Genomic DNA, 13,076 nt, shown 5'->3' with positions numbered 1-13,076 from the left:
CGGCGGGCGCGTTGAGGACAGATCCTGTCCGGATTCCGCGTCATCATGTCTTCATGGGAGACACGACCCAGCGAGTCCTGAGCCTGCTCAACCTCCTGCAATCGCGGCCCGTCTGGACGGGAGCCGAGCTCGCCGAGCGGCTCGGCGTCACGACGCGCAGCGTCCGGAGGGACGTCGAGCGCCTGCGCGAGCTCGGCTACCCCGTCCGGGCCGAACACGGAACAGGGGGCGGCTACCAGCTCGGTGCGGGCAAGGCGCTGCCGCCCCTCCTCCTTGACGACGAGGAAGCGGTCGCCGTCGCGGTGAGCCTCCGCCTTGCGGCGGGCGGGACGGTTGCAGGCCTCGGCGAGGCGGCAGTCCGCTCCCTCGCGAAGCTCGACCAGGTCCTCCCGGCGAGGCTCCGCTCCGAAGTCAAGGGGGTCATCGAGGCGACGGTGAGCCTCGACAGCCCCGTGACGGCCGTCGACGCCGACGTGCTCGTCGCCCTCGCCCGCGCGATCCGTACGCCCGAGCGCGCGACCTTCGACTACACGAAGGCCGACGGCGAGCGACGCGAACGCCGCGTCGAGCCCTATCGGCTCGTCGCCGCGGGACGGCGCTGGTATCTCATGGCCTGGGACCTCGACAGGGACGACTGGCGCACGTTCCGCCTCGACCGCATGGCGGCCGCGCGCGGAACAGGGTGGCGGTTCAGGCAGCGAGACGCGCCCGACGCCGTCGAGTATGTCCGAGCGTCCATCACCCAGGCGCCGTACCAGTTCGTCGCGAGGGTGCGGATAGCGGCGCCGGCCGAGGAAGTTGCCGCGCGCGTTCCCTCGACCATGGCGGTCGTCGAATCGGACGGGGACGGCCACTCGGTGCTCACGGCCGGGGCGGACAACCTCGACTACATCGCGTACCACGTGGTGCGGCTCGGCTGGCCCGTCACCGTGCTGGATCCGCCCGAGCTGCGCGACGCCATGCGCGCCCTAGGGGAACGGCTCACGGCGGCCGGAGCGTAAGGAGGCCGTTCAGCGTTCTTCGCTCACATTCGCGGGTCGGGCTAGCGCCTGACCGGGAGTCGCGCAGAATGCGACGATGCGTTTCCTTGGCTGCAGCCTTGGCACCTGTTAGAACTGCAGCAGGTCGGTTCAGACCGCCGACGAAGATCTTCAGCTTTGGAGGTCAGGCATGGCCCAGTATTCGTTTGTGACACGCTGGGACATCGATGCGCCCAGCGAGCAAGTGTGGGACGTCATCGTAGATTCAAAGGCATATCCGCAGTGGTGGAAGTACGTTGCTCGAGTCGACCTGATTCGCCCCGGCGACAAAGACGGAATTGGGCGGGTAGATCGCGTGCATTGGACCACGGCCCTGCCATATTCCCTGACGTTCGAGTCCGAGATCATTGTCCGGGAGCCTCCGCGTGTTCTCGAATTTGTGGCTCGAGGCCAGCTCCAGGGATCGGGCAGGTGGGAGTTGGGGGAGGCAGACGGGACGACGACCACAATCTTCAGGTGGAAGGTCGCCACGACCAAGCTGTGGATGAATTTGGCCGGCCATCTCCTCAGGCCCGCGTTCAGGTGGAACCACGATGTCCTGATGAAGGAAGGCGGCGAGGCGTTGGCCCGACGGCTAGGTTCAAGGATCACGGTCAACAGCACGCACGAAGACTGAGCGTCCTTCTCGACTCCCTGCGCCCCGGTCCGCTTGTTCAAGGCGCTTCGCGTGTCCAGCCCGCGACACGCCGCGTTCCCGATCGATTGGAAGTTCACAACCGGACGGGAACGCGAGGCCTTGCCCGTTCGCGGGGGAACGACTGCAATGGAGCCATGTTCGCGAGCCCATATCCCGACGTCGTGATCCCCGAGACGACGCTCTACGAGTACCTGTTTGGCGACCTGACCCCCGACGACCTGGATCGCGTGGCCGTCGTGGACGGTACGACAGGTGCCGAGACCACGTACGGGCAGCTTGTCGCCCGCATTGACGCCCTCGCCGGGTGGCTCGCGGGCCGCGACGTAGGACCGGGGACCACGCTAGGCCTGTTCTGCCCCAACGTTCCCGCCTTCGCCGTCGTCTTCCATGGGATCCTCCGCGCGGGCGCGGCGGTGACCACGGTCAACGCCCTCTATACGGCCGACGAGACCGCGCGGCAGCTCAAGGACGCGGGCGCCGAATGGCTTGTCACCGTAAGCCCCTTCCTCGATCGGGCCGAGGCCGCCGCGCGGGACGCCGGCATCCCGGCCGAACGGCTCGTCGTGCTCGACGGCGGCGCTGCCGCGACCGCGGCCGGCCATCCCTCCCTCGCGGACGCCCTGCGAGCGGGCCTACCGGCGCCCGGAGTGGAGATCGACCCGCACGCGGTGGCGGTCATCCCGTACTCCTCGGGCACGAGCGGCACGCCGAAGGGCGTCATGCTGAGCCAGTACAACCTCGTCGCGAATGTGGCGCAATCGCGGGCTCCGCTCGGCACCTCTCAGGACGACGTGGTCCTCGCCGTCCTGCCGTTCTTCCACATCTATGGGCTGACCGTCCTGCTCAACCTGGCCTTCTCCTCGCGGGCGCGGCTCGTCACGATGCCCAAGTTCGACCTCGCCGAGTTCCTGCGCGTCATCCAGGACCATCGGTGCACGTTCCTGTACATCGCGCCGCCCATCGCGGTCGCGCTCGCGAAGCATCCGCTCGTTGCGGCGTACGATCTTTCGACCGTGCGCGCGGCGGTCTCGGGCGCGGCGCCGCTCGACGGCGAGCTGGGCCGCGCGGTCGCCCGCCGACTTGGGTGCGTCGTGACCCAGGGCTATGGCATGACCGAGCTGAGCCCGGTCTCCCATGTCATCCCGCTCGAAGCCGCAGACCGCATTCCTCTCGATTCGATCGGCTACTCGCTGCCGAACACCCAGTGCAAGCTCCTCGATCCCGCGACCGGCGAGGAGATCGAGATCCCGGCTGAGGGCGAGAGTCCGCGCGGCGAGCTCCTCGTCCGCGGGCCGCAGGTCATGCTGGGCTACCTCAACCAGCCCGACGCAACGGCCGCCACCATCGACCCCGACGGCTTCCTCCACACCGGCGACATCGCGACCGTCACGGCGGACGGCATCGTGACGATCGTCGACCGGCTCAAGGAGCTCATCAAGTACAAGGGCTACCAGATTGCGCCCGCCGAGCTCGAGGCCGTACTGCTCGCACATCCGCAGATCGCCGACGCGGCGGTCATCGGCGTCCGCGCGGACGACGGCGAAGAGGTGCCCAAGGCTTTCGTCGTCCCCCAGGCTGGGGTCGAGCTGGGGGACGGCGACGTCATGGAGTTCGTTGCCGGGCACGTGGCGTCGTTCAAGCGCGTGCGGCTGGTCGAGTTCGTGGACGCGATCCCGAAGTCGGCTTCTGGCAAGATCCTGCGGCGGGAGCTCCGCGCGCGGGGGTGAGGGCAGGGGCGCCGTCGCTTTTGGGGCGGGAGGTGGCCGGGCGTCCCCAATCACCTCTCGGGGCGCTCACCCTGCGGGCCCACCAAGGCCCGCGAGGAACGCCGGGAAGCGCCACCCCGCGAAGAAGCCGAGCGTCTCGATCCAGCTCGCCTCGGTCTCGGTATCCGCGGGCTGGCCCGATGCCGTCATGGAGGTCGAGAGGATCGCAAGCCGATCCGCGAGTGAGGTGAGCAAGCGGGACGACGCGGTCAGGTCGCCGTCGTCCGCCTCGCCGGAGCGCACCCGTTCGGCGAGGTGCGCGCGGCATAGGAGCGCCTCGCCGGGGACCCCGAGGCAGGCGGGACACGCGCGGTCGCTCCATTCGTCCGCGGTCGCCTCGCACCAACGCCGCGTGTGGAGGAGAAGATTCGCCTCGGCGGCGAGCGACGCGCTGTCCGAATTCGCGTAGCCGAGCGCGAAGCCGTCCTTGAGCGGCACCTCGAGCTGCGTGCACAGATAGCAGCGGCGAGACGGCACGAGCACCGTCTCGGGGCGCCGGCCCCAGCCGTGCGGGAGGGCGAGGCGCCGTGCGAAGTCGCGCGCAAGGTATTCGTAGAGCACGCTCACGTCGAACGGCTGGTGCCCGCCGCGTCCGCCGACGCCGGCCTCCCACAGCTCGATCTCCACGACCGCGTAGGCCCACGTGTGCCGGGGACAGAAGCCGAGGGAGGCGCGTAGCCAGGCGCGCATGGCCGCGTTCATGATGTCACCGTGGACGAAGGCCCACAGGAGCCGGACCTCTTCCGTCGTGAGGAGGAGGGGCGCGGCCGGCAGAAGCTCGGACGATTCGGGGATCGTCATGCCCGCCTCCTTCGGACCCCCCTTGAGGCGACTGTACCGCGCCTAGCTGGCGGCCGCCCGGGGAGCTGTCGTCGCCATCCGGGCGTACTCGCGCGGCGTCACGCCGAGCACGGTCCGGAAGTCTCGCGTGAGGTGCGGCTGGTCCGCGTAGCCGAGCTCTTGGGCGAGATCGGCGAGGCCCGTCTCGGGATCGGTCCGGAGGCGCTCGGCCGCGAGCTGGATACGCCGCCGGCGCATGATCGCGGCGGGAGTCGGGCCGAGGAAGTCGGCGGCGAGCCGTTCGAGCGTCCGCTCCGAGACCCCCATGGCCCCCGCGAGGTCCGGGACGCGGAGGAGCCCCGGCTCGGAGTCCGCGAGATCGGCCATGCGGTTCGCCTCGAGTCCCCGCGCGTCGGCCTCGGGGATGCGGTCCACGATCCAGCGGGCGACGGCGTGGGTCGCCTCGGCGAAGCGGCTGGCCGCAGGTGCCGCGCTCGTCATCGCGCGGGCGACGGCGGCGTGCAGCCCGGGCGCCGCGACGTCGCGTTCCCCGTTCGCGAACCTCGCGGGACGGTCCGTGAAGAGCGGTGTGGCCGCGGGGCGCAGCAAGGCGCCCACCGCCCATCCGGCGCCTTCGAGCACTCGAGTCCCCGCCGTCGTCGTTGGCCCGTAGACCGCGAGCCGACCCGGTTCGGCGACGAAGTTGAGCACGGGGTAGCCGAGCACGAGCTGCCGGGACTGCTCGCCCGCGGGAAGCGACCACTCGGCGATCCAGAAGTGCTTGATGGCGTGGCTCGCCCACTCCGGGGCCGCGATGCGCGCGAGCGGCGCGCGCGGGTCCGGCGTGAGCTGGCCGCGGGAAGTTGGCTCGTCCACGAATCGATCGTAGGGTGTCGCGAATCTTCAAGCGGAAGCCGTCGGTGTCTGCTTACGGTGGCGGCATGAGTGATCAGAACACTGTCTCCACCACCGCGGCGAACGGCGAGCACACCGTCAACGGCACCCCGCGCGGCTCGACGTCCCTCACCCCGTTCATCGTGGTCGACGGCGCCGGCGCCGCGATCCGCTTCTACGAGTCCGTGTTCGGGGCGAGGCTCCTGAGCCGCACCGACTTCCCGGGGCCGGATGGGACGCCCATTGTTGCGCATGCGGTACTCGACTTCGGCAGTGGCCGCCTCGAGCTCGGCGACGCGAACCCTGCCTACCACCTCGTCCTGCCGCCCGCGGGCGACGACGACTGCCTCTCCCTCGGCGTCTACCTGCCCGATGTCGACGCCGCCGTCGAGCGGGCCGTTGCGGCCGGCGCGACGCTACGCGAGCCCGCCGCGACGTTCGTGACGGGGGACCGGTACGCGAGCATCCGCGATCCGTTCGGCATCCGCTGGTCCGTCATGACGCGGGTCGAGGATGTCTCCGATGAGGAGGTCGCGCGGCGCGTGGCCGAGTGGGCGGCGTCGATGCAAGGCGGGGCGGGCGCGGCGGGGGAGTAGAGGCCGGCGCGGCTGCCAGCTCCGCACCCACGAGCGTTCCGGCCATCGCGAGGGTGAGCTCGAGCGACTCCTCTGGCGTGAGGCGGCCTGAGATGACCGACGGCGCGAGCCCATCTTCGAGCGCGAGGATGGCGCGCGCCGCGGCCGCCGGTCCGTGCGCGGGCCGGAAGACGCCGTCGTCCTCTCCCTCGGCGAGGATCGCCTCGATGAGCCGGACCTGCTCGCGCCCGAACGCCTCCCCGGCGAGGGCGACGGCGGGTTCGCGCGATTCGAGCGCCGCGAGCTCGATGAGCAGCACGGTCGCGGCGTAGGAGCTCGTCCCCTTCCGGGGGACGCCGAGCCTGAGGCATTCGACAAGGCGGGCGACGGCGCCGCTCACCTTGTCGACGCTTTCTCGCCGTTTCGTGACGTACTCCTGGGTCGCGGTCGCGTACGTGTCCGCGTAGAGCTCGACGAGGTTCGGGTAGTAATACGTCACGGCGGCGGGGGTGAGTCCTGCCGCGGTGGCGATGTCCGTCAGGCGCGCCCCGCTGGCCCCGCGTTCCACGAGAAGCTCCGACGTGACCGACACGAGCTCGAGCCGGCGTGCTGCCTGGTTCTTCGGCCGTGCCATGCCGTCATTCTGTCACGCACGAGAGGGGGGCTTGACGGTTCCTTCGTTCTTTAAATAAATTTTAAATAATCTAATGCGGGGCACGCATCACGCCCGTCCCATCCCTGCCAGCGCCGTCACGGAAGAGCCACCCATGAGCCGCCACCTGCGAATCGCCCTTGTCCAAGCCCCCGCCGAAACCTTCGAAGGCTTCGCCCGCGGGCTCCGCGCCCGCATGAAGTCTCCCAATGCGGCGGAGTTGGTCGTGTACCCGGAGCTCCACTTGTGCTCCCTCGGTGTCGAATCCATGAGCGTCGAGGAGGCGTACGCCGAGTATGCCGAGCCGCTCGACGGGCCGCGCGGAGCCGCTCTCTCCGCGCTCGCGCGCGAACTCGGCATCTGGCTCATCCCCGGGAGCGTCCTCGAGCGCGCCGACGACGGCACGGTCTACAACACCGCCGTCGTCTACGGCCCGGGCGGGGAACTCGTCGCGAGCTATCGGAAGATCTTCACGTGGCGCCCGTACGAGCCGATGGCCATCGGGCGCGACTTCGTCGTGTTCGACATCCCGGGCAAGGGCCGCGTGGGCCTCTCGATCTGCTACGACGCGTGGTACCCCGAGGTCTCGCGCCATCTCGCGTGGATGGGTGCGGAACTCATCGTCAACGTCGTCCAGACCACGACGGCGGGCCGCGCCCAGGAAGTGCCCATCAACGTCGCCAACGCGATCGTCAACCAGGTGTGGGTCGCGAGCGTCAACGGTGCGGCCCCGACCGCCTTCGGCAAGACCCTCCTGGTCGACCCCGAGGGGGCCCTTCGCATCGAATCGTCCGGCATGGAGGATGCGACGTTCGTCGGCGTCGTGGACTTCGATCGCGTCGCCGCGGCCAGGAAGTTCGGGACGAGCTGCGATTCGTGGCCGTGGGACTTCTTCCGCGACGGAGACGCGCCGCTCGCGCTCCCTCTCTACAACGGATACATCGACCCCGCGACGTGGTACCCCGCGCTCTCGCCCGAGACGCCCGGGGACCTTCGCCCCGAGCGGGCCATCGTCGCGGGGTGATGGGCGCGGAGTGGGGTGCCGCGGAGGTCTGGTTCCCGCGGGGTGACGGGCCGTGGGGTGACGCGCGCGGAGGTCTGGCTGCCGCGCCGAGATGGTTCGGCGGACCGAACGAATCGTTCGGCGGCCCGAACGATCTGCCGCGGCCTCGCGTGCGACGCCGACGGGGGAGACCTCTCGGCCCGCTGACAAATTGACCGATTGTGTCATCAACTTGTTTAGTTCGCCCAGCCGAACGGAATGCGCGCGTAAACTCGGCCCATGCCGAACGCCTCGAACACCGAACGCGAAGACCTTCAGACGACCCCCGCGGATGGCGGGCTCTATGAGCGCCTCGATCTCGCGGGCCGCGACCTGAGCTCCGCGACCGTCATGTTCCATGCCGCGATCGCGGAACACCTGGGGCTCTCGGCGTCGGAAGAGGAAGCCCTCGACATCCTCCTGCGCCGAGGGCCGCTCACGCATTCGCAGCTCTCGAAGGAGGCTGGCCTCGCCAAGCCGACGGTCACCGACCTCATCGGCCGCCTCGAGCATCGCGGGTACGCCGAGCGCCGGCCGCACCCCGAAGACGGCCGTCGGATCCTCGTCGAGGCGCGGACTGACCGAATCAACGCGGAGCTGGGGCCGCTCTTCGCCCCGTGGATCGGGCAGCTCCGTGCGATCTACGCGACGTACTCCGAGGATCAGCTGCTCACGATCGCGGGTTTCATGGAGAGGCTCTCCCAGGCGCAGGCAGTCGCCGCGGAAGAGATCTCGAAATCTCTCCGCCCTCAGTCCGACTCCTGACTCGCGGCCGCCGGGGCGGTGTCGCGCAGCGGTCACAATGCGTTCACCGGGCTCAACACCGATGGGTCTTGTGCGCTCGTGCGGATACCTCTAATATCTAGCTGGACGGCCAAAACCGACCGCCCGCCTTGCTTCCATGCCACACCGGGTGTTGCGAGAATCGACTCGCTCGATCCACGTCTCGTATTTCGCTTGACAGGAAGCGTAAAGATCCTGTTGAGTGTGCCTTAGTTTGTACATCCGTATGGGTAATGCCACAGCGGTCCGCAGAGGGGAGGGGACATGCGCTTGACGCCAGACACGCGCTCGCGTGTTCTCCGCCTTGCCCGGCACGCGGCAGTGGCAGCCGGCCTCGGGGTCGGCTGGGTGCTCCTCTCGAGCGCATCCGCCTCAGCCTCGACGGACCTCACGGGAACTCTCGCATCGGCCACCTCGGCCGTCTCGTCTGTGACGTCAACCGTTTCGTCAGTCGCCTCCTCCGCGCTCGCGCCCGCGAGCTCCACGGGTGCCGCAGCGCCCGTGTCGAGCCCGGTGCGAGCCGTGTCGAGCCCCGTCCAGGCAGTCTCGACGGCCGTCAACAACGCGGTCTCCCCGGTTGCGTCGGCCGTTCCGCTCGTCCCGACGGTGACTCAGGCCGTGACCAACGAGGTCCCAGGGGTGACCAACCAGCTTCAGGGGACCGTTGAGGCGGTCGTCGACACGGCGTCGTCGACCGTTGCCTCGGCGGTTCCGCTCGTTCCGGAGGTAACCGGGGCGCTTCAGGGAACGGTCTCTTCAGTGGTCACCACGACGACGTCGACCCTCGGCTCAGACCTCCACTCGATCTCGTCGTTGACGGACCCGGTGCTTTCGGGTCCGCTCGCGCCGCTCGCCCCCGTCGTCGATGGTGTGGTCTCCGGAGTCGGGAACACCGTTTCGACGACCGGGGGCACAGTGGGCGGCGCGGTGACTTCGCTCCCGCTTCCGCAGCAGGGCGCTGTCGGCTCCCTTCCCGTGGTGGGCTCTGGCTCCCAGGGAACGGGCGGCGTCGGCGGTCTTGGTGGCCGCGTCGGCGACGTTGGATCGCTGGCCGGCTCGTCGGCGTCGCCCGCTGCGGCGGCTGCCGCCGCCAACGGCGCGGCACCCGCGGACAAGCTCGCGGCCGCCGCCCAGGCGATGCGGACGAGGAACCTCGCCGCCGATTGGCCCGCCTTCTGGGCGGCCGACGGCGTTGCCTCCCTCGGGTCCGGAGTTGGCGCCATCGCGCCGTCGGACGGCCCGGCAGGGCCCTCGCACGCGCCGCTCCCCGAGCAGTCCGTCCTCAGCTCTTCGGCCGCCTCGTCCGCCCTCCGCGGCGGACAGGGCCAGCCTGCGGCGATCTCCGCAGCGCCTTCTGCGCCGGTTCAGCACGTGAGCAACGACGTGCTGGCTCACGGTGGCCCCGTGCCGCCCACGCCGGCTTTCGACCCCGGTTCTACTCCCGACTGATCAAGGGACGCGTCTGCCTCATGCAGACAAAGTCTCATCCGCGCATTCGCGCGTCCCTTTGATCCAGTCAGGAGTTTCAGGTGAACAGGTATGCCCGCCGAGCTCTTCTCGGCACCCTCGTGGCCGGCGGCCTTTACGGCATCGGCCAGTCCGCAGCCCTCGCCGACGCGAGCGCGACCACTCCCGTTCCGGTACCCGTTGCGCCCAGCGCAGGGTCCATCCTCGGTGCTGTTGGCAGCACCCTGAATCAGACCGTCGGCACTGTCGGCGGCACGGTGAACCAGACCGTCGGCACCGTCGGCGGAGCCATTACGGCACCCATCACCCCGTCCGCAGGCGCCCCAGCTGGTGGCGCGACCGGCACGACCAACAACGCTGTCGGCACCGCGGGCACCACCTCAAACCAGACGGTTGGCACAACGGGCAGTGCTGCCAACCAGACGGTCGGCACGGCTGGCAGCTCGACGAACCAGACCATTGGAACCGCGGGCAGCTCCGCGAACCAGGCCGCGAGCACGACCGCGGGGGCCGTCGGACAGACGACCGGAGCGGCCGCTGGCGCCACGACGCAGACCGCCGGCACCGCAGGTGCCCAGGGGGCAGGCGTCATCAACGACATCGTGGACGACGTCCTCGGTCAGGCAGCAGCGGGGGCCCCGCTCCCGACCGGCGGACCCGTTGCGGATTCGGTGGCAGGGGCCATCACCCAGACGGTGGGAACCGTCGACCATGCCGTGGACCAGGCGACTGGCCAGCTTGTGGGGGGCGGCGTGATCAACCCTGGTACCGCGAATGGCGCGGTCAACCAGACCGCCGCGACGCTCGATCACGCGATCTCTACTCTCTCTCAGGCACCATGCGGCTGCCTGACCTCCCCGTGCCCGGTGCACGGCCTCACCGGTCCGGTCGCTGACACCATCAGCACGGCCGACCACGCCGTCGATCAGGCCACAGGCCAGATCCTCACGGGCGGCGGACCGGTTCCCGGTCTTCCCGGCGTCGGCGGTCTCCCGGGCAGCCTTCCCACGAACGTGCTCGACACAGTCGGCGGCGCGTTCGGCCAAGTGCCCGGCCAGCTCCCCGGTGGGGGCGGCGGGCAGCTTCCGGGCGGTGGGATCAACGAGCCCGGCTCGCTTCTCGGCGCGCCGGTTGTGGCCGCCGAGCGGGCAATCAACTCCGCGGGGCAGACGGTTGGGGGCCTCCCCGGCGTCAGCCAGCTGCCCGGCAGCGGCCAGCTTCCCGGCGGCGGCGCAACTCCGGGTGGGGGGACCCCTGATCCTGGTTCGCTGCTTGGCACGCCCGAGGCTGCCGTGAACCACGTTGTTAACACCGTCAACAGCGCTCTTGGCAACCCGAACACGCCTGGTGTTCCCGGTGTTCCCGGTGTTCCGGACGTCGCGGGCGTTCCGGGCGGCGTCGTGAACACGGTCGACGGCGCACTCGGCCAGGTGCCGAATGGCGGGCTTCCGGGCCTCCCGGCAGTCAATCCGGAGAGCATTGTCCTGCCGGTTCCGGGTGTCGGCTCGGTTCACGCCGGGATCACCCCCGATGGCGTGAATGTCGGGAAGAACCTGGATGTCGCTGGTGTGAAGGATGTCTGGGACCTGACGGCTGGGCCTCACGGGGTTTCTACGACGGACCGGATCGGAACCGATAGCGAGAACGTCTTTGTCGACGCCGCGGCTCCGACGCATGGCGCGTCTCACCTGTTCGTGACGGGGCCCGATCTCGGTGGGACCCCGGGCGGCGGACTCCCTGGCCTGCCCGGTGTTCCGTCGGTTCCGGGTCTGCCGAATGTGGGCGGCCTTCCGGGCACGGTGACGAACACGGTTGATGGCCTGCTTGGTCAGCTTCCGAACGGTGGCGGCCTCCCCGGTCTTCCGGGTGTTCCCTCGGTTCCGGGTCTTCCGAATGTGGGAGGCATTCCGGGCACGGTGACGAACACGGTCGATGGCCTGCTTGGTCAGCTTCCGAACGGTGGCGGCCTCCCGGGTGTTCCGGGTGTTCCGTCGGTTCCGGGTCTTCCGAATGTGGGAGGCATTCCGGGCACGGTGACGAGCACGGTCGACGGCCTGCTTGGTCAGCTTCCGAACGGCGGCGGCCTCCCGGGTGTTCCAGGTGTCCCGTCGGTTCCGGGCCTGCCAGGTGTCCCGTCGGTTCCGGGCCTGCCGGGTCTGCCGGGTCTGGGCGACCTTCCCGGCACGGTGACGAACACGGTCGATGGGCTGCTGGGTCAGCTTCCGAGCGGTGGCGGGCTCCCCGGTGTTCCGGGTGTTCCGTCGGTTCCGGGCCTGCCAGGTGTCCCGTCGGTTCCGGGACTGCCGGGTCTGCCGAGCGTGGGCGACCTTCCCGGCACGGTGACGAACACGGTCGATGGGCTGCTGGGTCAGCTTCCGAACGGTGGCGGGCTCCCGGGCCTCCCCGGCGTTCCGTCGGTTCCGGGTCTGCCGAATGTGGGCGGCCTCCCGGGCACGGTGACGAACACGGTTGATGGCCTTCTGGGTCAGCTTCCGACCGGCGGCGGCCTCCCGGGTGTTCCGTCGGTTCCGGGTGTTCCGAATGTGGGTGGCCTTCCGGGCACGGTGACGAGCACGGTCGATGGGCTGCTGGGTCAGCTTCCGAGCGGTGGCGGGCTCCCCGGTGTTCCGGGTGTTCCGTCGGTTCCGGGCCTTCCGGGGGTTCCGTCGGTTCCGGGCCTTCCGGGGGTTCCGTCGGTTCCGGGTCTGCCGAACGTGGGCGACCTTCCGGGCACGGTGACGAGCACGGTTGATGGCCTGCTTGGTCAGCTTCCGAGCGGTGGCGGCCTCCCGGGCCTGCCCGGCGTGCCGAGCCTCCCGGGTCTTCCGGGTGTTCCTTCGGTTCCGGGTGTCCCGAATGTGGGCGGCCTTCCGGGCACGGTGACGAACACGGTCGATGGGCTGCTGGGTCAGCTTCCGAGCGGTGGCGGGCTCCCGGGTGTTCCGGGTGTTCCGTCGGTTCCGGGCCTTCCGGGGGTTCCGTCGGTTCCGGGTCTGCCGAATGTGGGTGGCCTTCCGGGCCTTCCGGGGGTTCCGTCGGTTCCGGGTGTCCCGAATGTGGGTGGCCTTCCGGGCACGGTGACGAGCACGGTCGATGGGCTGCTGGGTCAGCTTCCGAGCGGTGGCGGGCTCCCGGGTGTTCCGGGTGTTCCGTCGGTTCCGGGTCTTCCGGGGGTTCCGTCGGTTCCGGGCCTTCCGGGGGTTCCGTCGGTTCCGGGTCTGCCGAATGTGGGTGGCCTTCCGGGCACGGTGACGAGCACGGTCGATGGGCTGCTTGGTCAGCTTCCGAGCGGTGGCGGGCTCCCCGGTGTTCCGGGTGTTCCGTCGGTTCCGGGTCTGCCGAACGTGGGCGACCTTCCGGGCACGGTGACGAGCACGGTTGATGGCCTGCTTGGTCAGCTTCCGAGCGGTGGCGGCCTCCCGGGCCTGCCCGGCGTGCCG

At 69.9% G+C, this 13,076-nt stretch carries 11 protein-coding genes; 8 read left to right on the top strand and 3 right to left on the bottom strand.

Annotated features, from left to right (window positions below; genetic code table 11):
• Positions 1-53 precede the first annotated feature (53 nt).
• The 3 genes from RBS12_RS14315 to RBS12_RS14305 all read left to right on the top strand — a co-directional run bounded on the left by RBS12_RS14315 (position 54) and on the right by RBS12_RS14305 (position 3,404).
• Complete coding sequence (locus RBS12_RS14315) at positions 54-1,001, top strand: YafY family protein (RefSeq protein WP_307966799.1); 948 nt, start codon at positions 54-56, stop codon at positions 999-1,001.
• Between the two features lie 169 nt (positions 1,002-1,170).
• Entirely contained in the window at positions 1,171-1,656 is a 486-nt protein-coding gene (locus tag RBS12_RS14310; protein ID WP_307966798.1) for an SRPBCC family protein, read from the top strand.
• Between the two features lie 155 nt (positions 1,657-1,811).
• On the top strand, positions 1,812-3,404 hold the full coding sequence (locus RBS12_RS14305; protein ID WP_307966797.1) for an AMP-binding protein: 1,593 nt from the start codon (positions 1,812-1,814) through the stop codon (positions 3,402-3,404).
• A gap of 66 nt (positions 3,405-3,470) precedes the next feature.
• Here RBS12_RS14305 and RBS12_RS14300 read toward each other — a convergent pair whose 3' ends face one another.
• Together RBS12_RS14300 and RBS12_RS14295 are read right to left on the bottom strand one after the other, a co-directional pair.
• Positions 3,471-4,244, bottom strand: a complete 774-nt coding sequence (locus tag RBS12_RS14300) for a hypothetical protein (protein ID WP_307966796.1) — start codon at positions 4,242-4,244, stop codon at positions 3,471-3,473.
• A 42-nt stretch (positions 4,245-4,286) separates the two neighbouring features.
• On the bottom strand, positions 4,287-5,099 hold the full coding sequence (locus RBS12_RS14295) for a helix-turn-helix transcriptional regulator (protein ID WP_307966795.1): 813 nt from the start codon (positions 5,097-5,099) through the stop codon (positions 4,287-4,289).
• Between the two features lie 65 nt (positions 5,100-5,164).
• Here RBS12_RS14295 and RBS12_RS14290 point away from each other — a divergent pair, with 65 nt between their 5' ends.
• On the top strand, positions 5,165-5,713 hold the full coding sequence (locus RBS12_RS14290) for a VOC family protein (RefSeq protein WP_307966794.1): 549 nt from the start codon (positions 5,165-5,167) through the stop codon (positions 5,711-5,713).
• On the opposite strand, the gene RBS12_RS14285 is transcribed toward RBS12_RS14290, so the two are convergent.
• Complete coding sequence (locus tag RBS12_RS14285) at positions 5,613-6,326, bottom strand: TetR/AcrR family transcriptional regulator (RefSeq protein ID WP_307966793.1); 714 nt, start codon at positions 6,324-6,326, stop codon at positions 5,613-5,615. The two genes, RBS12_RS14290 and RBS12_RS14285, sit on opposite strands and share 101 nt — an antisense overlap.
• Before the next feature lie 133 nt (positions 6,327-6,459).
• Here RBS12_RS14285 and RBS12_RS14280 point away from each other — a divergent pair, with 133 nt between their 5' ends.
• From RBS12_RS14280 to RBS12_RS14265, 4 genes are all read left to right on the top strand, one after another.
• Positions 6,460-7,368, top strand: a complete 909-nt coding sequence (locus RBS12_RS14280) for a carbon-nitrogen hydrolase family protein (RefSeq protein ID WP_307966792.1) — start codon at positions 6,460-6,462, stop codon at positions 7,366-7,368.
• Between the two features lie 258 nt (positions 7,369-7,626).
• Complete coding sequence (locus RBS12_RS14275; protein WP_307966791.1) at positions 7,627-8,151, top strand: MarR family transcriptional regulator; 525 nt, start codon at positions 7,627-7,629, stop codon at positions 8,149-8,151.
• 282 nt (positions 8,152-8,433) lie between these two features.
• Entirely contained in the window at positions 8,434-9,618 is a 1,185-nt protein-coding gene (locus RBS12_RS14270) for a hypothetical protein (protein ID WP_307966790.1), read from the top strand.
• Positions 9,619-9,698: 80 nt separating this feature from the next.
• Positions 9,699-13,076 (top strand): beta strand repeat-containing protein (locus RBS12_RS14265; RefSeq protein WP_373886527.1); only part of this gene is annotated, 3,378 nt, incomplete at its 3' end.

Source organism: Sinomonas sp. ASV322, assembly GCF_030908245.1.
Taxonomy (GTDB): Bacteria; Actinomycetota; Actinomycetes; order Actinomycetales; family Micrococcaceae; genus Sinomonas.
This window is presented reverse-complemented; position numbering and strand designations above follow the sequence as displayed.

What these genes read in the sequence shown, in the direction of transcription:
- RBS12_RS14315 (WP_307966799.1), top strand. Translation starts at nt 54, where the DNA reads ATGGGAGACACGACCCAGCGAGTCCTGAGCCTGCTCAACCTCCTGCAA.
- RBS12_RS14310 (WP_307966798.1), top strand. Translation starts at nt 1,171, where the DNA reads ATGGCCCAGTATTCGTTTGTGACACGCTGGGACATCGATGCGCCCAGC.
- RBS12_RS14305 (WP_307966797.1), top strand. Translation starts at nt 1,812, where the DNA reads ATGTTCGCGAGCCCATATCCCGACGTCGTGATCCCCGAGACGACGCTC.
- RBS12_RS14300 (WP_307966796.1), bottom strand. Translation starts at nt 4,244, where the DNA reads ATGACGATCCCCGAATCGTCCGAGCTTCTGCCGGCCGCGCCCCTCCTC.
- RBS12_RS14290 (WP_307966794.1), top strand. Translation starts at nt 5,165, where the DNA reads ATGAGTGATCAGAACACTGTCTCCACCACCGCGGCGAACGGCGAGCAC.
- RBS12_RS14285 (WP_307966793.1), bottom strand. Translation starts at nt 6,326, where the DNA reads ATGGCACGGCCGAAGAACCAGGCAGCACGCCGGCTCGAGCTCGTGTCG.
- RBS12_RS14280 (WP_307966792.1), top strand. Translation starts at nt 6,460, where the DNA reads ATGAGCCGCCACCTGCGAATCGCCCTTGTCCAAGCCCCCGCCGAAACC.
- RBS12_RS14275 (WP_307966791.1), top strand. Translation starts at nt 7,627, where the DNA reads ATGCCGAACGCCTCGAACACCGAACGCGAAGACCTTCAGACGACCCCC.
- RBS12_RS14270 (WP_307966790.1), top strand. Translation starts at nt 8,434, where the DNA reads ATGCGCTTGACGCCAGACACGCGCTCGCGTGTTCTCCGCCTTGCCCGG.